Below are 23,852 nucleotides of genomic sequence, written 5' to 3'. Positions count from 1 at the left end.
TTGCCGCCGCAAGCCATCCCCTCCACCCTGGTGATCGACCGCGAAGGTCGCGTCGCCGGTCGGGCTCTGGGTGAAGTGAGCGCTCCCACCTTGCGGGCGATGATCGAACCACTGCTGGATGAGGGTGCGGCATGAGCATCGCGGAAACCGTCGCCGATGGATCGCTGCTGCTAGCGGTTCCTATCGCGATGGCTGCTGGGTTGGTGTCCTTCCTCAGCCCGTGCGTCTTGCCGCTCGCCCCCGGCTACCTGGCCTACGTTGCCGGTCTGACGGGTGCCGACGTGCGCGGCTCCCGGCAACCCAGCCCGCAGCCGGTGGCGGCCGGAAGTGGCCCGCCGGCTGACTCGACAACCGAGCCCGCCGACGGTGCTTTGCCGACCGATGCGACGGTGCTCGGCTCGCCGGAATCCTCGGGGACACCGGAAGCGGACAAGAACAGGCTGCTGCACAGTCGCGTGGTGCTCGGCTCGCTGCTGTTCGTCGCGGGCTTCACGGTGGTATTTGTCTCCTACGGCGTGTTGTTCGGCAGTCTGGGTTTCTGGCTGCTGGAGAATCAGCGCACCATCAGCATCGTGCTGGGCCTCGGCGTGATCCTGCTCGGCTTGGGTTATCTCGGCTTCCCGCTGCTGAGCAAGACAGCGATGTGGAACTCCGACCGGCGGCTGCGGTATCGACCGCCAACCGGGCTGTGGGGAGCGCCGTTGCTTGGCGTGGTCTTCGGTCTCGGCTGGACTCCCTGCATTGGTCCGACGTTGGCAGCGGTGCAGTCGCTGGCGTTCACCGAAGCGTCCGCTGCCCGCGGGGCGCTGCTCTCCGCCGCCTACTGCATCGGGTTAGGGGCACCGTTCGTGCTGCTGGCGTTGGGATTCCGCTGGTTTGCGGGTGCACTGGCCTGGACTCGTGACCACGCGGTCGCGATCCAGCGAGTGGGTGGCGTCATGCTGTGTGTAGTTGGCCTGTTGCTTGTGACCGGGCTGTGGAACGACCTAGTGATCCAGATGCAGTCTTGGATCGGTGGATTCACGACGGTGATCTGATATGGCAACCGAACCAGAGCTCGCATTCAGTACCCACGCCGACCCGATGGATCGGCAGGCACCGCCACCCGGCATCGGCGTGCGCAGTTGGTTGCGCTGGCTGTGGTCCCGGCTTACCTCGATGCGCACCGCGTTGATCCTGTTGCTGTTGCTGGGCATCGCTGCAATCCCTGGCTCACTGGTGCCACAGCGCACCTCCGACCCGCTCGCGGTCAACCAGTTCGTGGCGGACAACCCAGAGCTGTCGCAGTGGTACGAGCGGTTTGGCCTGTTCGACGTGTTCGGTTCGCCGTGGTTCTCGGCGATCTATCTGTTGCTGTTCCTGTCCTTGTTGGGGTGTCTGATCCCGCGGGCCCGGCAGCACTATCGGATGTGGCAGCGCAGCCCCGGACCTCCCCCCAGCAACTTGTCCCGGCTGCCAGACAGCCACCTGGTCGCAGCCAGCGATGTCGCCGCAACCCTCGACGAGGGCGAGCAAGTACTGCGCAAGCAACGATGGCGGGTCCGTCGGTCACCGGATTGGGTGGCCGGAGAAAAGGGGATCTGGCGGGAGAACGGCAACCAAATCTTCCACTTCTCACTACTCGGCGTGCTGGCCGCAGTCGGCCTCGGGGCACTAGGCGGCTGGCAGGGCAACGTGGTGCTCACCGAAGGTGGCGGCTTCTCCAACACCCTCACCCAGTACGACACCTTTACCGGTGGTCGGTTCGCCAATGTCGATGACCTGCCCCCGTTCAGCCTGCAACTGCAGGACTTCGCGGTGGACTTCGAGCGGGACGAAGCCCAGCGTGGCGAACCACGCGACTTCCGGGCGGAGGTCTTGATTAGCCCAGCCCCCGGGGAACCTGCACAACAACAAGTCTTCGGCGTCAACGATCCGATTGAGATTGACGGCGTGAAGATCTTCCTCATCGGTCACGGCTACGCGCCCAGCATTGTGGTGCGCGACGGCGATGGCGAAGTCGTGTTCGACGATTCGGTGGTCTTCATTCCGCAAGATGGCAACTTCACCTCCGCCGGAGTGATCAAGGTCCCCGACAGTGAGCCGCAACTGGGCTTCCGCGGGCTGTTCCTCCCCACTGCAGTCATCGATCAAGAGGCGGGGCCGATCTCGGTGTTCCCTGCGCCCGATTCCCCCGGGTTGTTCCTCTCCGCCTTCACCGGTGACCTCGGTTTGGACTCTGGCGAACCGCAAAACGTGTACGAACTAGACGACACTGATTTGGAGCAGATCGGGCTGCAAGGAATGCTGCCCGGCGAAACCTGGCAGCTACCGGATGGTGCCGGTTCGGTGGAGTTCGCGGGCTACGAACGTTGGATTTCGGTGAAGGTAGCGCGAGACCCCGGCGGAGTGTGGGCGCTGCTGTTCGTCGTGACGGCGATCGTGGGGATGTCGTTGTCGCTGTTCGTCCGCCGACGTCGGGTCTGGCTGGTGCGCAGCGAGGATGCCGTTACCGTTGGAGGTGTAGCCCGCGGAGAGGGTTCAGAGGTTGCAGGCGATCTCGCGGCCATTGCTGCCGAGATAGGCACAGACACCCCGGCTGATGATCCGGCCGGACAGGAAGGGGTGAACCGGTAGTGGAATCGGAGAGCTTAGCTGAGTTGTCCAATGCACTGGTCTACTCGTCGATGTTCGTCATGGTGCTGGCAATGTTCGCTTTCGCGGCATCATTTGCCGCTCGTCGTTCCCCTGCCACCGCCGTAACCCAAGAGGTTGCCGAGCAAGTGCCGCAGCAGGTACCTGCTGCTGTCGGTGGCAGCGCGGACGTGACGCAGCCGGAGGCAGCGCCCCCGCCCGAACCGGTAGAAGAGCCAGGCCGCAAGAGCGGCAACATCGGCATGGCGCTTTCTTGGCTTTCTTTCGTGCTCTTGTTCGGTGGCGTACTGGTTCGTGGCTTGTGGGCAGAACGGGTGCCCTGGGGCAACATGTACGAGTTCTCGATCACCTCTGCACTGGCGGTACTCGGAGTGTTCCTGCTGGTTTCGCTGAAGCGGGATGTGCGATGGCTGGGCGTATTCCTGATTCCATTGGTGCTGCTCACTTTGGGTCTAGCGGTCACGGTGCTTTACACCGAGGCAGCGCAACTCGTCCCGGCGCTGCAGTCCACCTGGCTCATCATTCATGTCTCCACCGCCATCGTGTGTGGTGGTGCCTTCACGTATGCCGGAGTCGTCGCGGGGTTGTACCTCGTGGTGAACGGAGCAGGGGAGTCTGGTTGGCGGGCAAGCTGGGCCGCCCGGTTGCCGGACGCGCAGCGACTTGACCGGATGGTCTACCGGACGCTGGCCTTCACCTTCCCGCTGTGGACTTTCGCGGTCGTGGCGGGTGCCATTTGGGCGGAAAGCGCCTGGGGTCGGTACTGGGGTTGGGATCCCAAGGAAACCTGGGCGTTCATTACCTGGGTGGTGTACGCCGCCTATCTACACGCTCGATCCACCGCTGGTTGGAAGGGTAGTCGTGCCGCCTGGTTGGCCATCATCGGCATGGCGGTGTTTTGGTTCAACTACTTCGGTGTCAACCTGCTGTTTTCCGGTCTACATTCCTACGCGGGCGTGTAAGCCCAAGCTGAGCACAAAGCGCGCGATAGCGGCTGGTGCACTATTTACTGCTTGGGTCCCGGTTGGCAGCAGGTGTGTCGTCCGGGGGGTCAGCCGTGGGAGCGGTTGAGTCTGCAGGTGGCGCCGACGCCGTTGGTGTGGCGGCATCCTCGTCGTCGTCCTCGGCCCGGGTCGCGGTGTCGATGCGGTCGTTAATCCGATGGAAGAAGCCACCCAACTGTCGGCCAGCGTTGTTCCGGATTCGATCCAACACGAAGTAACTAATGATGCCGCTGCCTAAGAAGGCAACGATCAGCAGCAGGATTCCGCGCATACCGAGGGCGTAAGCTAACCCACCAACACTGACCAACATCAGAATCCGCAACAGGGTGTAAAACAACAGCGACACACTTTCACCATACGACTTGTCCCTTATGAGCGAAATCGGGGCTGCTCTGGGCTGCGGTTCGGGTTACGCTGACAGAGTTAGTTCAGCGGCGTGCAAACTTAAGTGGCATGCTGGCAGGGCTGGCAACTAGTCGGTGCAAGAGCAGGAGTCGAGATGCCCAGGGCCATTCCTATCCTGGTGATCGTCGGTTTGGCGGTCTACTCGTTCTTTGATGTGCTGCAAACCAAGCCGCAGGACTTTCGGCGGTTCTCTCGCACGACCTGGCTGATGTTGGTGCTGATCCCAATCCTCGGGGCAGCGATGTGGTTCATCAGTGGTCGACCGCGGCGCAGCCGCAATGGCTACGGTCCCCCGCGGATCGTCAACATCAAGGGAAAACAGCGACCGGTCTCTCCTGACGACGACCCGGCGTTCCTGCGGAAATTGGACGAGGAAGCCTGGCGTCGCAAGCGCGAGGAGGTCCGCAAGGCTGAAGAAGCGGAGTCATCGCCGTCAGCGGAACAGACTGAGGCTACTGACCAGGCGGTAGAACGAACCGAGGAACCACGCGCTGAAGGTGAGCAAAAGAAGCCGCCGCGCGAAGGCCCCGCGCCAGGCGATCCTGGGGTTTCTCCGGCCTAGCCGCAACCCTCCCTACCCGGGGACCAAGGTCTCGACCGCTAAGGCGCCAGCAGACGCTGTGGGCGAGGGCAGCTCACCACGGTGATGCGAGCCCCACCGCGAGCAACAACCCGCCAACGAGCAAGATCATGCTGGTCGCGCCCAGGACACCGACAAGTTCCGGGCCGACTGCGCCAGCGTGCACCGCACGAATCGGTGGGATGGCAAGTGGGAGCGCCAATAGCGCCAACGCCGCCCACGGCGTGAACATCATCATCAGCCCAGCAATAGCGAATCCGCCCAACAGCATGACGCTGTACAGCAGGCGGGCTCGACGATCTCCCAGCCGCACCGCCAACGTTCGCTTGCCAGATGCAGTATCGCCGGGGATATCCCGAATGTTGTTGGCCAACAGAATGGCGCTAGACCACAATCCGGGTGGAATCCCGGCGATGATCGCTGCCCAGGTCAGTTCGCCGATTTGAGCCCAGGCGGTACCAGTGGTGGCCACCATCCCAAAGAACACAAAGACCGAGACCTCTCCCAAACCTCGATAACCGTAGGGGCTGCTACCACCGGTGTAGAACCAGGCGGCAGCGACGCTGGCGAGCCCGATCGGCAGCAGCCACCACACTTGCGACCACACCACCAAAGCCAGTCCAGCGACTCCGGCAACAGCGAAAGCCAACAAGGCGGCCCGTTTAACTGCAGCTGGCTCCGCCAGGCCACCTCCTACTAACCGCTGCGGTCCTACCCGATCATCATCGGTGCCGCGGATACCGTCGCTGTAGTCGTTGGCGTAGTTCACCGCGACTTGCAGCGCCAATGCCACCAGTAGGGCAAGCAATGCCAGGCCGACGTGGAATGCCCCCTCGTAGGCAGCCGCACCGCAACCGATCGCAACCGGCGCGATCGCCGCAGACAGGGTCCGCGGCCGAGCGCCAGCGACCCACTGCGCAGTCGAAGCCATCAATCCTGCCAATCCCGGAGCACAGCGGCCCGATCCACTTTTCCACCAGCCAACAATGGTGGATCCGTCATTACCGTGACGCGTCGGTGCGCAGTCGGCAATCTGAACTGGCTCGCCAACAACTCGGTCAGCTCTGCTGCCAACTGATCATCCGACAAGTCACCACCCGGTACGGGAACTGCGATCACCACCGGCAGGGTGCCCCACTCCGGATCCTCGCGGGGGAGCGCAATGACCTCGAGTACCTGCGGATGCTCACCTAACTCGGCAGAAATTTGCAGTAACGAAAGTTTGCGGCCACCAGTTTTGATGATGTCGTCGCTGCGTCCGGACAAGTGCAGTCGGCCATCCTGCCAATACCCCAGATCATCGGTCAGGTACTTACCGTCGTGAAAGGAAGCGGCGGTAGCGCTGGGATTTCCTCGGTAGCCACTGGCCAGCGTGGGCCCACTAATCCTGACCCGGCCAGTTGCAACTGACGGCTGCCCATCGGCGGGGTGGCCACCGTCGACGTTGTGCAGTTCGGTGACGATGTCCACCGTGACGCCAGGAATGGGTAGACCGTCGTACACCACACCGGCGCCCGTCTCGGTACAGCCGTAGGTGTTAACCACGCGAACCTGAGCAGCCAACAGTTGCTCCCGCAGACCTGTTGCCAACACCGCCCCACCAACGAGCACGGTGTCGAAGGTCGCCAGCAGGTCCGCTGCTCCCGCCTGCACCAGTCGCATCACCTGGGTTGGCACCAGTGAGGTGTAGCACGGCAGACCCAGTTGATCGGCGCGGTGGCGAGCAGCATGTACTGCGGTTCGGAATGAGTCATCCGGAAATCGCCGCGCGCCAGCGATGCCGGGCCAAATCTCCGGGTCGGTACCGGCCAGGTGAGAGCGCAGCGCCGTCACAGCCCCGGCAATGCTGGTGACTGGAACGGCAGTCAACCACAGTCCCGGTCCCATCAGCGCGGCCTGACTTGCCTCGGCCGCGGCAGTGAGTGCTTGGCGGGATAGTTCCACCTGGCGCGGGGTGCCTGTCGATCCGGAAGTGGCGATCACCAGCGCGGTATCGGGTGAGTCGGTGACCGTCGATTCTGTGGGTTTCGGCTCATGTGTTGCAGCGGCAGCGTTGCGCTCGTCGAGCAGCAGTACAGCGGAATCGCCGCTCATGGCGGCAGCTAACCGCGCGATCGCGTCACGCGCCGCTGCCGCACCGGGCGGGACAACGAGGCGGGTGAGTTGCTGAGATTCCATCGCGGTCTAGCCTAGAGGGACCGGGTCTCCCGCCCGCCGTCGCCGTTGGAGGACACTGTGGACTCTCGTACTAGGTACCCGCTGACCGAGGTGGTCGCGCCGGATAGTCCTGCCATGAAGGATCCGGGCTTTTCGAGCATCACGCCCGGTGCTGACTGGAAGAAGGTCGGCGACTACAGCGATATCCGCTACGAACTCAGTGACGGCATCGCCAAGATCACCATTAATCGCCCGCACAAGCGCAATGCCTTTCGGCCGCAGACGCTGTTCGAGCTCGAAGATGCCTTCCGTTGTGCGCGCGATGACGACTCCGTCGGCGTCATCATCTTGACCGGACAAGGGGATTGGGCATTCTGCTCCGGTGGTGACCAGCAGATTCGCGGCGACGACGGCTATATCGGCAACGACGAAGTGGCCCGTAAGGGTATCGGCCGGTTGAACGTCCTTGATTTGCAGATTCAGATTCGGCGCACACCCAAGCCGGTCGTGGCGATGGTGGCTGGCTACGCCATCGGTGGCGGCCACGTTCTTCACATTGTCTGCGATCTGACTATCGCTGCCGACAACGCCCGGTTCGGTCAGACCGGTCCCAAGGTGGGCTCCTTCGACGGCGGCTACGGCTCCGGGCTGTTGGCGCGACAGATCGGCCAAAAGCGGGCTCGCGAAGTGTGGTTCCGCTGCCAGCAGTACAGCGCCGAGCAAGCCTACGACTGGGGATTGGTCAACGCGGTGGTACCGCTGGCTGACCTAGAAGAGGAAACCGTCACCTGGTGCCGGGAAATGCTGGAGCACTCACCACTGGCGTTGCGCATGCTGAAGGCATCTCACAACGCTGCCGACGATGGTTTGGCCGGCATACAGCAGTTGGCGGGCGACTCAACGCTGCTGTTCTACATGACCGAGGAAGCCCAAGAAGGCCGCAACGCCTACCAGGAACGTCGTCACCCCGACTTCAGCCAGTTCCCTAAGCGTCCGTAGCGAAATCCCCGACTGATGACGCGGTTCCCGGCGGCGGAGGCACTCCGCTATCGGATTCCCTTCACCGTGTCGTTCCGCGGCACCACAGTGCGAGAGGGGCTGCTGTTGCGTGGCCCGGCGGGTTGGGGTGAGTTTGCGCCGTTCCCCGACTATGGGCGAGAACCTGCTGCACGCTGGCTGGCGGCAGCAGTGGAAATGATGGCTGGTGCGGTGCCGCAGCCCGATTCCCCCGACCTGCTAGTCCCGGTGTCGCAGATCGTCCCAGATCTACCGGAAGCCCAAGCCGTGGCGTGGATAAGGCGCCAACTCCCAGCGACGGGATGTCACACCGTGAAGGTGAAGGTAGGAGAGTTACCCGTCGATCAGGAAGTGGCCCGGGTGGCTGCCATTCGCACCGCGCTCGATGAAATCCTGCCGGACGGTTCGGCGCGTATTCGGCTGGACGTTAATGGTGGCTGGAGCCCGGCTCGGGCGGCCGCGGTGTTGTCGCAGGTGCGGGACTTCGGCATCGAGTATGTGGAGCAGCCCTGCGATACCGCTGCGGAACTGGCGATTTTGCGTAACCACGACGTTGGCGTTCCGATCGCTGTCGATGAACTGCTGCGGCGTGATCGAGATTTCCAGGCAGCTCAGCAGTTGGCCGATGTCGCCATCCTGAAGGTGGCGCCGTTGGGCGGCGGGGCCGAAGTGCTGCGATTGGTGGAGCAGTTGCAGTTGCCAGTAGTGATCTCGTCGGCGGCGGAATCGTCGCTAGCGCTGGCCCGGGACGCCTGCGTGGCAGCTGCCTTGCCGTCACCGGTATTGCCCGCCGGGCTGGCCACCGGAACACTACATGAAGCCGACGTGACGAACCCCAGCGTCGTTCCTGTCGATGGGTTGATCCCGGCGCAACTACGGCAGCCGGATGGCGACGCGCTGGCGCGCGTAACCGATTCCCCGCCGCAAGAGTGGCTGGATCGGCTGGATGCTGCCTGGTCTATGACGCAAGAACTGCAATTGATCCCCGCTGACCAGTTGGATGCGCTAGAGGTAGCCACATGAGCGAGCAATCGGCGCCAGCGGTCGGCGAAGAGATCATCAGTGCGCTAGTAGCTGCCGGCATCGCCGGATTAGTTCTGTCGCCTGGATTTCGGTCGGCCCCGTTGTCAGTGAGCGCCGCGCGACATGCGGCTGCGGGCGACCTAGAGCTGCTGGTGCGGGTGGATGAGCGCAGTGCCGCCTTTACCGCCCTCGGATGGGCCAAAGCGACCGGTCTTCCGACTGCGGTGATGTGTACTTCGGGAACGGCGACCGCGAACTTCTTGCCCGCTATCGTCGAGGCTCGCTACTCCGGCGCGCCGCTGGTGGTGGTCACTGCCGACCGGCCACCCCAGGTCCGGGGCAGTGGGGCTAGCCAAACCATCGACCAGGTGGGAATGTTCGACCAGTTCGTCCTCGGCTCAACAGATCTAGTCGCCACCTCACCTGCAGGAGCGGCGGCTGCGGCAGTTCATGCGAGTGTGGCGTTGGCTGATCGTGCCCGTGGGCCGGTGCATCTGAATGTGCCGTTCACGCCACCGTTGGTGACTGACGCACCGGTTGCAGCACCGGCGCCGGAGTTGGTTGCGGCGCCCGACCCGACACCGGCTATCGAGGCTGCGGTGGCGGATCTGGGCGAACTACCCGCACGCGGGGTGATGGTCGTTGGCGACCTTGATCTGCCCGACTCCCAGACCCGGGAACGCATTGCGGCGACTGCGGCTGAGTGGGGTTGGCCGATCCTGGCGGAACCGACTGCGGGTTTGACGGATGCCAGCACCGCGATCCCCGGTACTGCTGACTTCTTGACTGATCCGGCGGTGCGTGCCGAACTGCGCGCGGACCTGGTCGTCACCGTGGGTCCATTCGGGTTGAGTCGGGCGGTGCTGGAACTCGTGCGGGAGGCCGACCGGCATGTAGCGGTACGACTGCGTCCCCGCACCGATCCACCGGACCCATTGCGCACCGCCGATCAGGTACTCGCGAAGCTGCCCACCGGAACCGGGTCGCCGGACCGCTCCTGGCTAGCGCAGTGGCGAACGGCTGCCCAGCAGCGCCGGCAGCGGGGCGAGCCATTGGCGAACATGATGGCGGTAGCCGAGGAAATCTGGGCGGTTCTGTTGCCAGCGGATCTGCTGGTCGTGGCCCCATCACTGCCGATCCGCGCACTCGACCAATGCAGCGGTCCGGGACCGGCAGTGATGTCGAACCGGGGTGCTAACGGGATTGATGGGGTAGTGAGTACTGCCTGGGGCGCCGCGCACGCCTGGCAGTCCGGCCGCACCGTGGCGCTGCTCGGTGATCTCGCCCTGCTGCACGACCAGAACGGGTTGTTGGTGCCGGGCACTGAGCCGGAACCGAACCTGACGCTAGTTGTGGCAGACAACAACGGTGGTGGCATTTTTAGTCAGGTCGAGGCAAATTCGCCGGCCAATCAGGACGTCTTCGAACGGGTCTTCGGAACTCCACACGACCGCGACCTAGTCGATGTCCTGGCTGCTGCTGGTGTGTCAACTCAGCGGGTGGGCGCTCCCACAGATCTCGGTGCAGCCCTCAGCGCCAGCCAGCGGGACATTGGAATCCGAGCCTTCGTAGTCTCAGTCGATCGCTGACGAATCGGCCGAGCCGGGAACCTTACGACATCTTCTCCAGATGCGGACCCAAGCTATACCGGCCATCATGTTACTCCGGCGCTTTTTTGGGAAAGCAGAGATTATGAACGTATTCGATTTCACCGTAACCGCAGCCGATGGCAGTGCCGTTGACTTGGCGCAGTACCGCGGCAAAGCTCTCCTGATTGTCAACACTGCAAGTAAATGCGGCTTCACCCCACAGTTCGCCGGACTGGAAGAACTCTGGCAGCGTTTTGGTAAGGACGGCCTGGTCGTGCTCGGGTTCCCTTGCAACCAGTTCGCCGCGCAAGATCCGGGGAACAACACCGAGATCGTCGAGTTTTGCCAACTCAACTACGGGGTCTCCTTCCCCATGATGGCCAAGACCGACGTCAACGGTGCCCACGCTGACCCGCTATTCACGTGGCTGGCGGAACAACAGCCAGGATTCCTGGGTTCGAAGCGGATTAAATGGAACTTCACGAAATTCTTGGTGAACCGGGACGGCCGAGTCACAGGTCGTTACGGCCCTAAGGATGAGCCAGCCGCGCTGGCTGGTGACATTCAAGCCGCGCTAGCCCAGCCAATCCCGGTCTAGGGATCCAGGACGCGTCGCATCGCGTCGAGTTTGATTTCTGATTCGGCGTATTCAGCGTTGGCATCAGAATCGGCAACCAAGCCACAGCCCGCCAGTAACCGCGCCTCAGTCCCGCTGTCGCTGATCTGCGCGCAGCGCAATGCGATAGCGAACTCGCCGTCACCGTTGGTGTCGAACCAGCCGACCGGGCCGCTGTAGCGGCCTCGATCAGTTTGTTCCATCTCTTCAATCACACCGCGAGCGCGCTCGGTGGGGGTGCCGCACACCGCGGCAGTGGGGTGCAGGCTCGCTGCCAGCGCCAGGGCACTCGCACCGTCGGCCAAGTATCCGCGGATATCGGTGGCAAGGTGTTGCACGTTGGGAAGCTGCAGCACCCGCGGTGAAGCGGGCACGTGCATGTCGGTGCAGTGAATGGCGAGCGCATGCGCGACGGACCGAACGGCGTAGGTGTGTTCGGCCAAGTCTTTAGCGCTCGCCAGCAAATCATTGGCAGCCTGATCGTTGTCGGTCCGGTTGGCATTTGCCGCAGCGCTACCGGCAAGCACGCGAGAGGCCACGCGATCCCGGCAGCGCTGCACCAGGAGTTCGGGAGTGGCACCGATCAAGCCATCAATGTGAAAGGTCCAACATTCGGGAAACTGTTCGGATAGCCGGGCCAGGACCGGCACCAGCGGCAGCTCAGTGTCAAAAGACACCTCAACATGTCGAGCCAGGACAACTTTGTCGAGCTCGCCAGCGGTGATGCGCTTGACGCTTTCGAAGACTGCGGAGCGCCACTGAGCAGCATCCGCCTCTTGATCGTGCCAACGCGCCACGGGCATCTCGGGAACAGACTCAGTGAGCAGATCCTCATATCCGCTCTCGCCCCCATGCCACTCGTCCTCCTGGTCCCCCGGCAAGATCAGATCAGTACGCCAGGACATGCCGTTGCGCAGACCCAGAACCGTGCGGGGAATGACGACGACCGATCCTTCGGAGTCGTCGTCAAAGGTGAAGGAGGCAAACGCCATCGGTGCGGTGCGGTGCGGGCCCATGCTGTCGTGAATGCGAGCGTCGCCGAGTTGCTCTTGCGCCCAGCGTTGGGCGCGGCTGAACCGCTCTTCGCCGCTGAAGTGCTCCCGAGCCGCGATTCCCCAACCGAGGAATCCTTCACCGCCGCGCAACCACGCGACGGAAGGATTGTTCCGCCAGGAGTGCTCAAGGGTGTGCAGGGCGGGAAGAGCGCGAGTCCGCAGCACAGGATTAACGACAGCCACATCTCAAGGGTAAGGCCGAGTTCGACAGTCGGCATCGTCGATGATTGGATCAGGCTGTGAGCCGAGCCAGTTTGAACAAGGATCCCCGCGAAGTAGCGGCAATGTTTGACGGGGTAGCCCGCCGCTATGACGTAACTAACGATGTTTTATCGCTGGGACAAACGTGGGCGTGGCGACGAGCGGTGGCAGCCGCGATAGCTCCGGAACCCGGCGAGCGAATACTCGACTTGGCGGCGGGAACCGGAACAAGCAGTTCGCCACTAGCCGCTGCTGGTGCTGACGTTATTTGCTGTGACTTCTCCGTCGGCATGTTGCGCGAAGGCCAGCGACGGCAACCTAATCGCGCCTTCGTCGCCGGCGACGCACTTGAGTTGCCCTTCGCCAGCAACACCTTTGATGCCGCCACTATCTCGTTCGGGCTGCGCAACATCGTGGACTCAGCGGCTGGGTTGCGGGAACTCGCCCGGGTAACGCGACCCGGTGGCCGATTGGTGGTGTGCGAGTTTTCTGCCCCCACGGATCCGCGGTTTCGGCGGGTGTACTTGGAGTATCTGATGGCAGCACTGCCGCAGATCGCTCGACAGGTGGCTTCCAATCCGGAGGCGTATGTCTATCTCGCGGAAAGCATCCAGGCATGGCCAGACCAAGCAGCCCTAGCGGAGTTGATCGCGAGCAACGGTTGGCGCGACGTCCAGTTCCGCAATCTCACAGGTGGCATCGTGGCGCTACATCGTGCCTGGCAACCGGGGAACTAGCGAAAACGGCTACCGCAGCTGCCGAAATCACCGCGTAGTGGCCATACCGCAAGCTATTCCGCAGGCAGTTTGCGGGTCGTCGCCCGAAGCCACGCTGCCACTACTAGACTCGGGCCTCGTGAATCGATTCACAAGGGTAGGTGTGCCAAAGACGGCGGCCCAGCGTGCGCTAACACGCCAACCGAGACATGATCGCTCTAGGATGAGCGCGATCGTCCGGAAGAGGAGTTGCGCCGCATGAACGTCTGGATTCCGGTTCTGACGCTCGCAGCGCTCGGACTGCTGTTCGCACTGTTCTCAGTGACAGTGACCTCCTTCACCGGGCCGAAGCGCTACAACCGGGCAAAAGTTGACGCCTATGAGTGCGGCATCGAGCCGACACCACAGCCCATGGGCGGCGGCAAGTTCCCGGTGAAGTACTACCTGACGGCCATGATGTTCATCATCTTCGACTTGGAGATCGTGTTCCTCTACCCGTGGGCGGTCGCTTCGGACCAACTCGGAATGTTCGGGTTGGCGGCGATCCTGCTCTTCCTGTTCAACCTGACGATCCCGTACGTCTACGAATGGCGACGGGGCGGACTAGATTGGGATTGATATGGGACTAGAAGAGAAACTCCCCTCCGGATTCCTGCTCAGCACCGTTGAAGGTGTTGCGGGATACGCCCGCAAGAACTCGATGTGGACGGTCACCTTCGGGTTGGCCTGCTGCGCGATCGAGATGATGGCAACTGGCGCTGGTCGCTACGACTTGGCTCGGTTCGGCATGGAAGTGTTCCGGCCCTCGCCGCGCCAGGCGGACCTGATGATCGTTGCCGGGCGCGTAAGTCAAAAAATGGCGCCGGTAGTGCGACAGGTATACGACCAAATGCCCAACCCCAAGTGGGTTATCTCAATGGGCGCCTGCTCGTCGAGCGGTGGCATGTTCAACAACTACGCCATCGTGCAGGGCGTTGATCACGTGATTCCGGTGGATATCTACTTGCCGGGCTGCCCGCCGCGCCCCGAACAGCTGCTCGACGCCATCTTGAAACTGCACGCTGAGGTGCAGGCCAGCAAACTCGGCACCGATCGAACTCAGGAAGTTCGGGAACTCGAGAAGGAAGCGTTGGTAGCGGTGCCCACCATCGATCAGAAGGGTCTGCTGCGATGAGCGCAGACGACACCCCGACACCCGACGCAACGGAATCCCCGGCCGGCCAGCAGGTCACCGGGTCGCAGCAGGGCGCCCCAGAGGTCGTGGAAGTCCGCCACGGCTCCTTCGGCGTCGCTGGCACGGGTGACACATCTGGTTTCGGCGGTCTGGTGGAAGTTCTCGAGACTGCGCCCGCAGCAACACGTCCGTTTGGCGGCTGGTTCGATGAGGTCACCGACGAACTGGAACTCGCGCTGACAGACGCTGGCGTGCCCGCCACTGAGGCGATTGAACGGATAGTGATCGAACACGGTGAGATCACTTATCACGTGCGTCGCGAACATCTGCTGGCTGTGGCCGCATCGCTACGCAACGAGCCGGCACTGCGCTTTGAGTGGTGTTCGGGGGTCTCCGGAGTGAACTACCCGGACTTCACCGGCAAGGAGCTACACGCCGTCTATCACTTGACCTCGATCACTCACAATCGCTCGCTGCGAGTGGAGGTGTCGTGCCCAGACGATGATCCGCACATCCCGTCGATCGTTCCGCTCTACCCCACGAATGACTGGCATGAGCGAGAAACTTTCGACATGTTCGGCATCATTTTCGACGGCCATCCAGCGCTGACCCGAATCTTGATGCCTGATGATTGGGCGGGTCACCCGCAACGCAAGGATTATCCGCTGAACGGAGTCGGGGTGGAGTACAAAGGAGCCACCGTGCCTCCCCCAGACGAAAGAAGGGGGTACAACTGATGTCCGACAGCACCTTGAACTTCGACGATCCAGTCGATGCTGCCTACACCGTCACCGGCAATGATTGGCAGACGGTATTGCCTGCACCCGAGGGTGAGAAGCAGCGAATCGTGGTCAATATGGGTCCGCAGCATCCCTCCACCCACGGGGTGTTGCGGCTCATTCTGGAGATCGAAGGGGAATCGGTTATCGAGGCCCGTGCAGGTATCGGCTACTTGCATACCGGGATCGAAAAAAACTTGGAGTACCGCAGCTGGGTGCAGGGCTGTACCTTCGTGACGCGAATGGACTACTTGAGTCCCTTCTTCAACGAAACTGCCTACTGCCTCGGCGTGGAGAAGTTACTGGGAATCACCGACGAAATCCCGGAACGAGCCACGGTGCTTCGGGTAATGATGATGGAGTTGAACCGGGTGTCGTCGCACTTGGTTGCGCTGGGCACTGGTGGGCTGGAACTAGGTGCACTCACCGCCATGATCTTCGGCTTCCGTGAGCGCGAAATTGTGTTGGACCTCTTTGAAATCATCACCGGTCTGCGCATGAATCACGCCTACATTCGCCCAGGAGGCCTGGCACAAGATCTCCCCGACGGCACCGAGAAGAAGATCGCGGAAACTCTGGTGGAATTGCGTAAGCGGTTCAAAGACACTTCTGACCTGCTCGTCGACAACGCGATCTGGATGGCACGCACTCAGGGCATCGGTTATCTGGACCTCGAGGGTTGCATGGCTCTCGGGATTTCCGGTCCGACGCTGCGAGCCACCGGCTTGCCGCATGACGTTCGCAAGACTGATCCGTACTGCGGTTATGAGACCTATGATTTCGAGGTGCCGACTCAGACCACATGCGACAGTTACGGTCGATTCCTGATCCGGCTCGCCGAAATGGAGCAATCGCTCAATATTGTCGAGCAGTGCCTCGATCGGCTCCGGCCTGGACCGGTGATGGTGGCCGACAAGAAGATCGCCTGGCCTAGCCAGCTCGCGATTGGTTCCGACGGCATGGGTAATTCTTTGGAGCACATTCGCAAGATCATGGGCGAATCGATGGAAGCGTTGATTCACCACTTCAAGTTGGTGACCGAAGGCTTCCGGGTTCCCGCTGGTCAGGTCTACGCGCGACTGGAGTCCCCCCGGGGTGAACTGGGCGTTCATGTCGTGAGTACCGGCGGTACTCGGCCGCATCGGGTCCACTTCCGCGATCCGTCGTTCGCCAATCTGCAGGCAGTTCCCGCGATGAGCGAAGGTGGCATGGTTTCGGATGTCATCGCGTCCGTTGCCGGGATTGACCCGGTGATGGGAGGGGTGGATCGATGAGCCTCAGTGACCAAATCATGGCGGAAAGTCGAGAGTTGGCCGGTCGCTATCCGCAGGCGAGATCGGCGCTGGTACCGATGCTGCACCTGATGCAGTCGGAGACCGGCATGGTGAACTCTGAAGTAATCGAAGCCTCTGCGGAAATTCTGGAACTTTCCACTGCCGAGGTCACCGCGGTAGCCAGCTTTTACACGATGTACCGACTTCGTAGCCCGGGTGGGGAACACCACATCGGTGTCTGTGTGAACACTGCTTGCGGACTGCTGGGTGGGGACGCCATCTACGACGCGCTCTCAGAGAAGTTGGGCGTCCGGCACAACGAGACCACCGAGGACGGCAAGTTCACGTTGGAGCGGATCGAGTGTCAGGCAGCCTGTACCCACTCGCCGGTGATGACGGTGGATTGGGAGTTCTTCGATCGCACGACGATCGCTGAGGCGATCGATGTCATTGACCGGCTCACTGCCGGCGAAGAGGTGCTTCCCAGTCGCGGACCAGCAGTGCGCGGTTGGCGGGCGGCGGAACGCACGGTGTCGGGCCTAGATGACGGCCTAGCAGATGAAGGCGGCGGAGTCGACGAGTTGATGTTGGCCGGGCTGAAAGCGGCCCGCGCCCAAGACGGCGCGGACGGGATGGTGAAGTGATGGCTAAGACGAAACTCACCCCGGTGATCACTGCTCACTGGGACGATGACAAGCCGTGGGACATCGACAGTTACCGCAGCCACGGCGGCTACTCGGCCCTCGATCAAGTCTTGAAGACCGATCCAGACGAGGTCATCGAGACCGTCAAAGAATCCGGCCTGCGAGGCCGCGGTGGTGCTGGTTTCCCCACCGGGTTGAAGTGGAGTTTTGTTCCACAAAACGACGGTAAACCGCACTACCTGGTGATTAACGCCGACGAATCGGAACCGGGTGCCTGCAAAGACATCCCGATCATGCTGGCGAACCCGCATGCACTCATTGAGGGCATCATCATGACCTGCCATGCGATTCGGGCCAATCACGCCTTTATCTACATCCGTGGCGAGGTACCGCATCCGATCCGGCATGTCCGCAACGCTGTGGAACAGGCACGTGCTGCTGGCTTCGTGGGCAAGAAGATTCTCGGGTCGGATCTAGATCTCGACATCGTGGTTCACAGCGGTGCGGGAGCCTACATTTGCGGCGAGGAAACGGCACTGTTGGATTCGCTGGAGGGCCGTCGTGGCCAACCGCGGTTGAAGCCGCCGTTTCCCGCGGTAGCAGGGCTGTACGCCTCACCCACAGTGGTCAACAACGTGGAGACGATTTCCTCGATTCCCTACATCCTGAAAAACGGGGTGGACTGGTATCGCGGCTTCGGTACCGAGAAGTCACCGGGTTTCAAAGTTTGGGCTGTCTCTGGCCACGTCAATCGGCCGGGAATCTACGAAGCGCCACTGGGTATCACCATGCGAGAGTTGCTCGACTACGCCGGTGGTGTGCGAGACGGCCACAGCCTGAAGTTCTGGGTACCGGGCGGGTCGAGCGTTCCGCTGCTGACCGAAGACCAGCTGGACATTCCGATGACCTACGAGGACATGGTGGAAGCCGGCTCGATGTTGGGCACCGGTACTCCCATGGTCTTTGATGAGACCACCAGCGTGGTGAAGGCAATCACCCGCTGGCTGGAGTTCTACAAGCACGAATCCTGCGGTAAATGCACTCCCTGTCGCGAAGGCACCTACTGGATCACCGGCACGCTGAAGAAGTTCGCGGACGGTCGCGGCAGCGAACCGGAAGTGAAAGAGCTCGTGGAACTTTGTGACCAAATCATGGGTCGATCGTTTTGCGCCCTCGGTGATGCCGCCGCGACACCGTACCCGGCAGCGCTGAAATTCTTCCGTGACGAGTTCACCGCAGCCACCAGTCAAAATCCGGATGAAGTCTTCGACCCAAGCGCGACCATGGTGATTCCCAGTCTGACGGGAGCGAAGGTATGAGCACCACGTCACACGAAGCGACCGGACAAGATGCACCGCCGGTGGAGATGATCACCGCAACCATTGACGGCACTCAGGTCACGGTGCCCAAAGGCACCATGATCATCCGGGCGGCTGAACTCATGGGTGTAGAGGTACCGCGATTTTGTGACCATCCCCTGCTGGATCCCGTTGCCGCTTGCCGGGCCTGCTTGGTGGACGTTGAAGGCATGCCCAAGCCGCAGCCTTCCTGCGCGGTACCGCTTAACGACGGCATGGTGGTCAAGACCCAAGTCACCAGTGAGATTGCTGCTACCGCGCAAAAAGGTGTGATGGAGTTCTTACTCATCAACCATCCACTGGACTGCCCGGTCTGTGACAAGGGCGGCGAATGTCCGCTACAAAATCAGGCGATGAGCGTGGGTCGGTCGGAGTCGCGCTTCACCGGTGCTAAGCGGGAGTTCCCCAAACCAATCAATGTCAGTTCCGAGATTTTGTTGGACCGGGAACGCTGCGTGTCCTGCGCCCGCTGCACCCGGTTTGCCGAACAGATCGCTGGTGACCCATTCATCGCTCTGCTTGAGCGTGGTGCGCAGCAACAGGTGGGTGTCGGCGAAGAGCCGTTTGATTCCTACTTCTCCGGCAACACAATCCAAATCTGTCCCGTGGGTGCGCTGACCTCGGAGGAATACCGCTTCCGTTCACGGCCATTCGATCTGGTGAGTGTTCCTACCACCTGCGAACATTGCGCGTCCGGCTGTGCGATGCGTACCGACTACCGGCACGACAATGTCATGCGGCGGCAGTCCGGTGACGATCCCGAAGTTAATGAGGAGTGGAACTGCGATAAGGGGCGGTTCGCCTTCCCGTACCTGTCCCAAGACCGGATCACGCAACCGCTGATCCGGGAGAACGGCCAGTGGCGCAATGCCTCGTGGCCGGAAGCTCTCCGGGTTGCCGCCGACGGACTTGCGGCTGCGGCAGGCCGAACTGCGGTACTGACCGGTGGTCGGCTAACTATGGAGGACGCCTACGCCTATGCGCGGTTCGCGCGGGTTGCGCTGGGCACCGACGACATCGACATGCGGGCCCGCCCCGCCAGCGACGAGGAAGCAGCCTTCCTAGCCCATCAGGTGGCGGGTAGTTGCGGACCGGTCTACCGCGAGCTGGAAGACGCCCCCGCAGTGCTGCTGGCTGCGCTAGAGCCGGAGGAGGAGTCGCCGATCATCTACTTGCGGCTCCGCAAGGCAGTTCGGACTGGCACCAAAGTATTCGCCGCCGCCCCGTTCCGCACCGAGGGACTGGACAAGATGTCCGGCTCACTCATCGAGAGCGTTCCGGGTGGGCTCGCAGCCACCCTGGACGGTCTGATCGACGACACCGTTTCCCAACTGTCGCAGCCGGGAGCCGTCATCTTGGTCGGTGAGCGTGCAGCCACCGAAGTTGGCGCCTTCGCTGCGCTGCAGCGGTTGGCGGAGCGCACCGGTGCCGAACTGGCTTGGGTGCCTCGCCGGGCGGGGGAGCGCGGTGCACTCGATGCCGGCTGCCTGCCAGGGTTATTGCCCGGTGGCCGCCCACTGACCGATGCCACTGCCCGAGCGGAAGTCGCTGAGTTGTGGGGTATCGATGCCGACGACCTGCCGCAGCAGCCTGGTCGCAGTCTGGCTGGTGTGGTGGCGCAAATCCATGACGACGTGGCCGCGGCCGCAGCCCACGCTGCCGGTACCGATAGCGACGATGCTGCCGATAACGACACCTCGTTCACACCTGGCATTGGGGCGCTACTCGTGGCGGGGGTTGAACCTGCTGATATCGCGGACGCTGACGAACTCTTGACCGCGCTGGAGGCTACACCGTTCCTTGTCTCGCTGGAGACCAGGCACAGCGAAGTCACCTCACGTGCCGACGTCGTTTTGCCGGTTGCGGTGGTTACCGAGAAGGCTGGCGCTTTCGTCAACTGGGAAGGCCGCCGTCGACCGTTCGGCGCGGTTATGCCGCAACCGACGAGTTTCAGCGACGCAGTGGTGTTGTCCATGCTGAGCGATTACCTCGATCTCGAGCCGTCCCCCCGAGAGGTGGATGCGCTACGCACCGAGTTGGGCAACTTGGGTGCCTGGCAGGGCGATCGGGTCCCAGCCGCAGATGTGCCCGCGGGCGCCGCAGCGACTCCCGGTGCCGGTGAAGCGGTTCTGGCGTCCTGGCGGCAGTTGTTGGACTTGGGCGTCATGCAGGAAGGCGAGCCGCATTTGGCGGGTACCCGCAAACCGGTGGTCGCCCGAATCAGCGCTGGTACCGCAGCCACCGCAGGAGTGGGTGAAGGCGACGCGCTACGTATTGCGACCGACAACGGAGCGATCTCGCTGCCCGTCGAATTGACCGAAATGCCCGATGGAGTGGTCTGGGTTCCGACAAATTCGTTGAACTCGCAGGTGATGGTGAGTCTTGCGGCCCTGCCGGGCGCTACGGTGCGGCTTGAAAGGGGTGAAAAGTAATGCCCGAGTTGTCTGCTTTCGGCAACGACCCTTTCTGGTTGGTCTGCATCAAGACTGTCGGTGTCTTCGCCATTTTGGTGCTGCTGGTGCTGTTCACCATTTGGGCAGAACGTCGGGTCGTGGCTCGGATGCAGATGCGGATCGGCCCGAACCGGACTGGACCGTTCGGGCTGCTGCAGTCGCTGATGGACGGCGTGAAACTAGCGCTCAAAGAAGAGATCATTCCCACAACCGTGCATAAGGCGGTCTATTGGATCGCGCCAGCGCTGTCGGCGACCACAGCATTTGCCGCGTTTGCAGTGATTCCGTTTGGCCCAGAAGTCTCCATGTTCGGCGTCATAACCCCACTGCAGTTGACGGACTTCCCCCAGTCGGTGCTGTATGTCTTGGCAGTAGCTTCCATCGGGATTTACGGCATTGTGCTGGCAGGTTGGTCCAGCGGTTCCACCTACCCGCTACTAGGTGGCCTTCGTTCTAGCGCCCAGATGATCTCGTATGAGATTTCGATGAGTTTGTCCTTCGTCGCGGTATTCCTCTACGCCGGGACCATGTCCACCTCGCAGATCACTGCCTCGCAGGCCAACTTGTGGTTTGCGGTACTGCTGGCGCCGTCCTTCGTGATCTATGTGACTTCCATGGTCGGCGAGACCAACCGGGCCCCCTTCGATTTGCCGGAAGCGGAGTCGGAGTTGGTGGGTGGCTTCCACACGGAGTACTCCTCGTTGAAGTTCGCCATGTTCTTCCTCGCGGAGTACATCAACATGGTGACGGTTTCTGCCGTGGCCACGACGCTGTTCCTTGGTGGCTGGCTGGCACCGTGGCCGATCTCGCTGATCCCGGGCGCCAACGAAGGTTGGTGGCCAATGCTGTGGTGGCTCGGCAAGGTGATGCTATTCATCTTCATGTACATCTGGCTGCGGGGAACGTTGCCACGGTTCCGCTACGACCAATTCATGGCGTTCGGCTGGAAGGTACTGATCCCGGTCTCACTGATTTGGATCGTATTGGTGTCTGTCGTTCGGGTGGTGCGCGAAGAGTACAACCTGGATCTGGACGGGGTGGTTGTCGGTGGCGCCATCGCAGTAGTGGTGATGCTGGTGCTGATCGCCTCGATTTGGGTGAAGGGCTCCAAAGTCATCGACGAAAAGGAGCCCATGCCCGAGTCGTTGGCCGACGCGGATGACGGCGCCTTCCCGGTACCGCCACTTCCAGGGCAGACCTTTGACTACACTCCCCGAGTGCGTAAGCCAGTTCCGGCAACCGCAGGAGCTGTGACAGATGGGTCGGCTGAGGACGACGACGACAAACCGGAGGTCTCCGATGCCTGATCTACCCCCCGCCCTGAGTGGGTTCTGGGTGACCTTCTCGACGATGTTCAAGAAGGTCAACACTGAGCAGTACCCCGAGGAGAAGGACAAGTACCCGCCGAAGCCGCGCTTCCACGGTCGGCATCAACTGAATCGGCACGCTGACGGGCTGGAGAAGTGCATCGGCTGTGAACTGTGCGCTTGGGCCTGCCCGGCAGACGCCATCTACGTGCAAGGTGCGGACAACAGCACCGACCAGCGGTTCTCGCCCGGCGAGCGCTACGGCCGGGTGTACCAAATCAATTACCTGCGCTGCATCTTCTGTGGACTATGTATTGAGGCCTGCCCCACTCGTGCGTTGACCATGACCCACGACTACGAGCTGGCTGACAACTCGCGAGAGAAACTGATCTTCGAGAAGCAGGATTTGTTGGCGCCACTGCAAGACGGAATGGCGCAGCCACCGCACGAGATGGTCCCGGGCACCGACGAAAAGGACTACTACGAAGGCACAGTCACGGGTGCTACTGAGCAGCAGTTCGCGGAAGCGGCCGCCAATGAGGCAGCTGATCAAGAAGAAGCAGCAGCGGAAGCGGAGGCCTCGCGGTGAGGCAGTTGCTGCTGGTAGTGGCCGAAACTGGCGAAGCGGAATCCTCGATGGGGGAAGAAGTCACGTTTTGGATTTGCGCCACGCTATGCGTCCTTGGGGCGTTCGGGCTGGTGTTTTCTCGCAAAACGGTTCACAGTGCACTTTCTGTTGCCGTCACGATGATCAGCTTGGCAGTCCTCTTCATACTCAATGATGCCCCCTTCCTGGGACTTGTGCAGATCATCGTTTACACGGGAGCGGTGATGATGCTGTTCCTGTTCGTCTTGATGCTGGTGGGTGTCGACTCCTCGGACTCCCTGGTCGAAACCCTCAAGGGACAACGTTGGGCAGCGGTACTGCTGATCGTGGGCTTTGGCATCTTGCTGATTGGCGCTATCGGTGCGGCCATGGTCGGCTTCACCTCCGTCGGGTTGGCAGAAGCTAACGCGGAATACGGCGGCAACGTCGAGGGACTGGCCCGACAGATGTTCACCACCTACCTGCTTGCCCTGGAGGTAGTCGCCACCCTGATCATCACCGCTGGGGTCGGTGCGGTGGTGCTTGCCCATCGAGAGCGCTGGTCACCCAAGTTGGGCCAGCCGGAACAATCCGTGTTGCGTATGAAGCGATACAAGGACACTGGGGAACATCCGGGTGTCCTACCCAATCCGGGAGTCTTGGCCTCCAGCAACGCCATCGGTACGCCAGCTCTGCTGCCAGATGGCAGTCCCAGCGACCTGTCTATTCCCACCCCACTGCGCGGCACTGTCCACTCTCGGATCGCCGATCAACCGGAAGAAATCGAAGCCGATGTGGACGAGGTACGCTCGATCGCTGCGGGTGAAGAGACGGAGCGTCCTGAAGTTCTCGATCCGATCAGTGGACATGAGGATCCGCAGACGGAGCGAGCGGATGAAGCGGGTCGCAGCGAGAACGATGACAACGGGCAAGATGGCCGCGACGGGGGTGATCGCTGATGGATCCGACAAACTACATCATCTTGTCGGCGATCCTTTTCTGCCTGGGCGGACTAGGGGTGCTGTTGCGACGCAACGCCATCGTGGTGTTCATGTCCGTGGAAATGATGCTGAATGCTGCCAATCTGGCTTTTGTGAGTTTCGCTCGGATGCACGGGAACCTGGAGGGTCAAGCCATCGCATTCTTCGTGATGATCGTTGCTGCGGCTGAAGTGGTCGTCGGGCTGGCGATCATCATGACCATTTTCCGGACCCGCAGGTCGGTGTCAGTCGACGAGCCCCACTTGCTGAGGAACTGACCCATGACAACCTCCTCTGTGG

General features: G+C 61.9%; 24 protein-coding genes. 20 read left to right on the top strand and 4 right to left on the bottom strand.

The genetic code is table 11. The features are described 5' to 3' along the window. Positions 1–131: 131 nt before the first annotated feature. From K0U62_06540 to ccsB, 3 genes are read left to right on the top strand one after another with little or no spacing between them, the layout of a single operon-like run. A complete protein-coding gene (locus tag K0U62_06540; protein ID MCH9801177.1) occupies positions 132–1,037 on the top strand; it encodes a cytochrome c biogenesis protein CcdA in 906 nt (301 codons plus the stop codon). Between the two features lies 1 nt (position 1,038). After that, on the top strand, positions 1,039–2,616 hold the full coding sequence (locus K0U62_06535; protein ID MCH9801176.1) for a cytochrome c biogenesis protein ResB: 1,578 nt from the start codon (positions 1,039–1,041) through the stop codon (positions 2,614–2,616). A gap of 50 nt (positions 2,617–2,666) precedes the next feature. Further along, entirely contained in the window at positions 2,667–3,596 is a 930-nt protein-coding gene (ccsB, locus tag K0U62_06530; GenBank protein ID MCH9801175.1) for a c-type cytochrome biogenesis protein CcsB, read from the top strand. 40 nt (positions 3,597–3,636) lie between these two features. Here ccsB and K0U62_06525 read toward each other — a convergent pair whose 3' ends face one another. Then, positions 3,637–3,984: a DUF4229 domain-containing protein gene (locus tag K0U62_06525; protein MCH9801174.1), complete on the bottom strand. Its 348-nt coding sequence runs from the start codon at positions 3,982–3,984 to the stop codon at positions 3,637–3,639. A gap of 153 nt (positions 3,985–4,137) precedes the next feature. Between K0U62_06525 and K0U62_06520 the strand changes: the two genes are divergently transcribed. Beyond that, positions 4,138–4,605: a PLDc N-terminal domain-containing protein gene (locus K0U62_06520; protein MCH9801173.1), complete on the top strand. Its 468-nt coding sequence runs from the start codon at positions 4,138–4,140 to the stop codon at positions 4,603–4,605. Positions 4,606–4,678: 73 nt separating this feature from the next. Here the strand turns inward: K0U62_06520 and K0U62_06515 are convergent, their stop codons facing one another. Both K0U62_06515 and K0U62_06510 read right to left on the bottom strand, forming a co-directional pair. After that, positions 4,679–5,554, bottom strand: coding sequence for a 1,4-dihydroxy-2-naphthoate polyprenyltransferase (locus tag K0U62_06515; GenBank protein MCH9801172.1), 876 nt, complete (start codon positions 5,552–5,554; stop codon positions 4,679–4,681). After that, positions 5,554–6,801 (bottom strand): AMP-binding protein, encoded by a 1,248-nt coding sequence (locus K0U62_06510; protein MCH9801171.1) that lies wholly within the window; start codon positions 6,799–6,801, stop codon positions 5,554–5,556. Before K0U62_06510 ends, K0U62_06515 begins: the two co-directional genes overlap by 1 nt. A gap of 138 nt (positions 6,802–6,939) precedes the next feature. On the opposite strand from K0U62_06510, the gene menB reads away from it, so the two are divergent. From menB to K0U62_06490, 4 genes are all read left to right on the top strand, one after another. Beyond that, entirely contained in the window at positions 6,940–7,779 is an 840-nt protein-coding gene (gene menB, locus K0U62_06505; GenBank protein MCH9801170.1) for a 1,4-dihydroxy-2-naphthoyl-CoA synthase, read from the top strand. 15 nt (positions 7,780–7,794) lie between these two features. Beyond that, positions 7,795–8,820 carry an O-succinylbenzoate synthase gene (locus tag K0U62_06500; protein MCH9801169.1) on the top strand — a complete coding sequence of 342 codons (1,026 nt, stop codon included), beginning with the start codon at positions 7,795–7,797 and terminating at the stop codon, positions 8,818–8,820. Continuing rightward, positions 8,817–10,409 (top strand): 2-succinyl-5-enolpyruvyl-6-hydroxy-3-cyclohexene-1-carboxylic-acid synthase, encoded by a 1,593-nt coding sequence (gene menD / locus K0U62_06495; GenBank protein ID MCH9801168.1) that lies wholly within the window; start codon positions 8,817–8,819, stop codon positions 10,407–10,409. The genes K0U62_06500 and menD overlap by 4 nt, the downstream gene beginning before the upstream one ends. A gap of 103 nt (positions 10,410–10,512) precedes the next feature. After that, complete coding sequence (locus tag K0U62_06490; GenBank protein MCH9801167.1) at positions 10,513–11,007, top strand: glutathione peroxidase; 495 nt, start codon at positions 10,513–10,515, stop codon at positions 11,005–11,007. Here K0U62_06490 and K0U62_06485 read toward each other — a convergent pair. Next, on the bottom strand, positions 11,004–12,263 hold the full coding sequence (locus K0U62_06485; GenBank protein MCH9801166.1) for an isochorismate synthase: 1,260 nt from the start codon (positions 12,261–12,263) through the stop codon (positions 11,004–11,006). The genes K0U62_06490 and K0U62_06485 overlap by 4 nt on opposite strands. Positions 12,264–12,319: 56 nt before the next feature. Between K0U62_06485 and K0U62_06480 the strand changes: the two genes are divergently transcribed. The 12 genes from K0U62_06480 to nuoK all read left to right on the top strand — a co-directional run bounded on the left by K0U62_06480 (position 12,320) and on the right by nuoK (position 23,830). After that, a complete protein-coding gene (locus tag K0U62_06480) occupies positions 12,320–13,018 on the top strand; it encodes a demethylmenaquinone methyltransferase (protein MCH9801165.1) in 699 nt (232 codons plus the stop codon). A gap of 237 nt (positions 13,019–13,255) precedes the next feature. Continuing rightward, entirely contained in the window at positions 13,256–13,615 is a 360-nt protein-coding gene (locus tag K0U62_06475; protein MCH9801164.1) for an NADH-quinone oxidoreductase subunit A, read from the top strand. A gap of 1 nt (position 13,616) precedes the next feature. Further along, positions 13,617–14,171 carry an NADH-quinone oxidoreductase subunit B gene (locus K0U62_06470; protein MCH9801163.1) on the top strand — a complete coding sequence of 185 codons (555 nt, stop codon included), beginning with the start codon at positions 13,617–13,619 and terminating at the stop codon, positions 14,169–14,171. Then, the gene (locus tag K0U62_06465; GenBank protein MCH9801162.1) at positions 14,168–14,908 is read left to right on the top strand and encodes an NADH-quinone oxidoreductase subunit C; all 741 of its coding nucleotides are present in this window, start codon (positions 14,168–14,170) and stop codon (positions 14,906–14,908) included. The genes K0U62_06470 and K0U62_06465 overlap by 4 nt, the downstream gene beginning before the upstream one ends. Continuing rightward, entirely contained in the window at positions 14,908–16,224 is a 1,317-nt protein-coding gene (locus tag K0U62_06460; protein MCH9801161.1) for an NADH-quinone oxidoreductase subunit D, read from the top strand. Before K0U62_06465 ends, K0U62_06460 begins: the two co-directional genes overlap by 1 nt. Then, positions 16,221–16,868: an NAD(P)H-dependent oxidoreductase subunit E gene (locus K0U62_06455; protein MCH9801160.1), complete on the top strand. Its 648-nt coding sequence runs from the start codon at positions 16,221–16,223 to the stop codon at positions 16,866–16,868. Before K0U62_06460 ends, K0U62_06455 begins: the two co-directional genes overlap by 4 nt. Continuing rightward, positions 16,868–18,187 (top strand): NADH-quinone oxidoreductase subunit NuoF, encoded by a 1,320-nt coding sequence (gene nuoF, locus K0U62_06450; protein ID MCH9801159.1) that lies wholly within the window; start codon positions 16,868–16,870, stop codon positions 18,185–18,187. Before K0U62_06455 ends, nuoF begins: the two co-directional genes overlap by 1 nt. Further along, the gene (locus K0U62_06445; protein MCH9801158.1) at positions 18,184–20,658 is read left to right on the top strand and encodes an NADH-quinone oxidoreductase subunit G; all 2,475 of its coding nucleotides are present in this window, start codon (positions 18,184–18,186) and stop codon (positions 20,656–20,658) included. Before nuoF ends, K0U62_06445 begins: the two co-directional genes overlap by 4 nt. Further along, the gene (nuoH, locus tag K0U62_06440; protein MCH9801157.1) at positions 20,658–21,986 is read left to right on the top strand and encodes an NADH-quinone oxidoreductase subunit NuoH; all 1,329 of its coding nucleotides are present in this window, start codon (positions 20,658–20,660) and stop codon (positions 21,984–21,986) included. The genes K0U62_06445 and nuoH overlap by 1 nt, the downstream gene beginning before the upstream one ends. Then, positions 21,979–22,575 carry an NADH-quinone oxidoreductase subunit NuoI gene (nuoI, locus tag K0U62_06435; protein MCH9801156.1) on the top strand — a complete coding sequence of 199 codons (597 nt, stop codon included), beginning with the start codon at positions 21,979–21,981 and terminating at the stop codon, positions 22,573–22,575. Before nuoH ends, nuoI begins: the two co-directional genes overlap by 8 nt. Further along, complete coding sequence (locus K0U62_06430) at positions 22,572–23,531, top strand: NADH-quinone oxidoreductase subunit J (protein MCH9801155.1); 960 nt, start codon at positions 22,572–22,574, stop codon at positions 23,529–23,531. Before nuoI ends, K0U62_06430 begins: the two co-directional genes overlap by 4 nt. Continuing rightward, on the top strand, positions 23,531–23,830 hold the full coding sequence (gene nuoK / locus K0U62_06425; protein ID MCH9801154.1) for an NADH-quinone oxidoreductase subunit NuoK: 300 nt from the start codon (positions 23,531–23,533) through the stop codon (positions 23,828–23,830). Before K0U62_06430 ends, nuoK begins: the two co-directional genes overlap by 1 nt. Positions 23,831–23,852: the final 22 nt, after the last annotated feature.

The organism is Actinomycetes bacterium, assembly GCA_022599915.1.
Taxonomy (GTDB): domain Bacteria; phylum Actinomycetota; class Actinomycetes; order S36-B12.
This window is presented reverse-complemented; position numbering and strand designations above follow the sequence as displayed.

Bases quoted from the DNA above. Each gene is read 5' to 3' on its own strand.
- K0U62_06460 (MCH9801161.1), top strand. From the start codon at position 14,908: ATGTCCGACAGCACCTTGAACTTCGACGATCCAGTCGATGCTGCCTAC.
- K0U62_06510 (MCH9801171.1), bottom strand. From the start codon at position 6,801: ATGGAATCTCAGCAACTCACCCGCCTCGTTGTCCCGCCCGGTGCGGCA.
- K0U62_06490 (MCH9801167.1), top strand. From the start codon at position 10,513: ATGAACGTATTCGATTTCACCGTAACCGCAGCCGATGGCAGTGCCGTT.
- K0U62_06540 (MCH9801177.1), top strand. From the start codon at position 132: ATGAGCATCGCGGAAACCGTCGCCGATGGATCGCTGCTGCTAGCGGTT.
- nuoH (MCH9801157.1), top strand. From the start codon at position 20,658: ATGCCCGAGTTGTCTGCTTTCGGCAACGACCCTTTCTGGTTGGTCTGC.
- K0U62_06455 (MCH9801160.1), top strand. From the start codon at position 16,221: ATGAGCCTCAGTGACCAAATCATGGCGGAAAGTCGAGAGTTGGCCGGT.
- menD (MCH9801168.1), top strand. From the start codon at position 8,817: ATGAGCGAGCAATCGGCGCCAGCGGTCGGCGAAGAGATCATCAGTGCG.
- K0U62_06470 (MCH9801163.1), top strand. From the start codon at position 13,617: ATGGGACTAGAAGAGAAACTCCCCTCCGGATTCCTGCTCAGCACCGTT.
- K0U62_06500 (MCH9801169.1), top strand. From the start codon at position 7,795: ATGACGCGGTTCCCGGCGGCGGAGGCACTCCGCTATCGGATTCCCTTC.
- K0U62_06475 (MCH9801164.1), top strand. From the start codon at position 13,256: ATGAACGTCTGGATTCCGGTTCTGACGCTCGCAGCGCTCGGACTGCTG.
- nuoI (MCH9801156.1), top strand. From the start codon at position 21,979: ATGCCTGATCTACCCCCCGCCCTGAGTGGGTTCTGGGTGACCTTCTCG.
- nuoF (MCH9801159.1), top strand. From the start codon at position 16,868: ATGGCTAAGACGAAACTCACCCCGGTGATCACTGCTCACTGGGACGAT.
- K0U62_06515 (MCH9801172.1), bottom strand. From the start codon at position 5,554: ATGGCTTCGACTGCGCAGTGGGTCGCTGGCGCTCGGCCGCGGACCCTG.
- K0U62_06520 (MCH9801173.1), top strand. From the start codon at position 4,138: ATGCCCAGGGCCATTCCTATCCTGGTGATCGTCGGTTTGGCGGTCTAC.
- ccsB (MCH9801175.1), top strand. From the start codon at position 2,667: ATGTTCGTCATGGTGCTGGCAATGTTCGCTTTCGCGGCATCATTTGCC.
- K0U62_06445 (MCH9801158.1), top strand. From the start codon at position 18,184: ATGAGCACCACGTCACACGAAGCGACCGGACAAGATGCACCGCCGGTG.
- K0U62_06465 (MCH9801162.1), top strand. From the start codon at position 14,168: ATGAGCGCAGACGACACCCCGACACCCGACGCAACGGAATCCCCGGCC.
- K0U62_06535 (MCH9801176.1), top strand. From the start codon at position 1,039: ATGGCAACCGAACCAGAGCTCGCATTCAGTACCCACGCCGACCCGATG.
- nuoK (MCH9801154.1), top strand. From the start codon at position 23,531: ATGGATCCGACAAACTACATCATCTTGTCGGCGATCCTTTTCTGCCTG.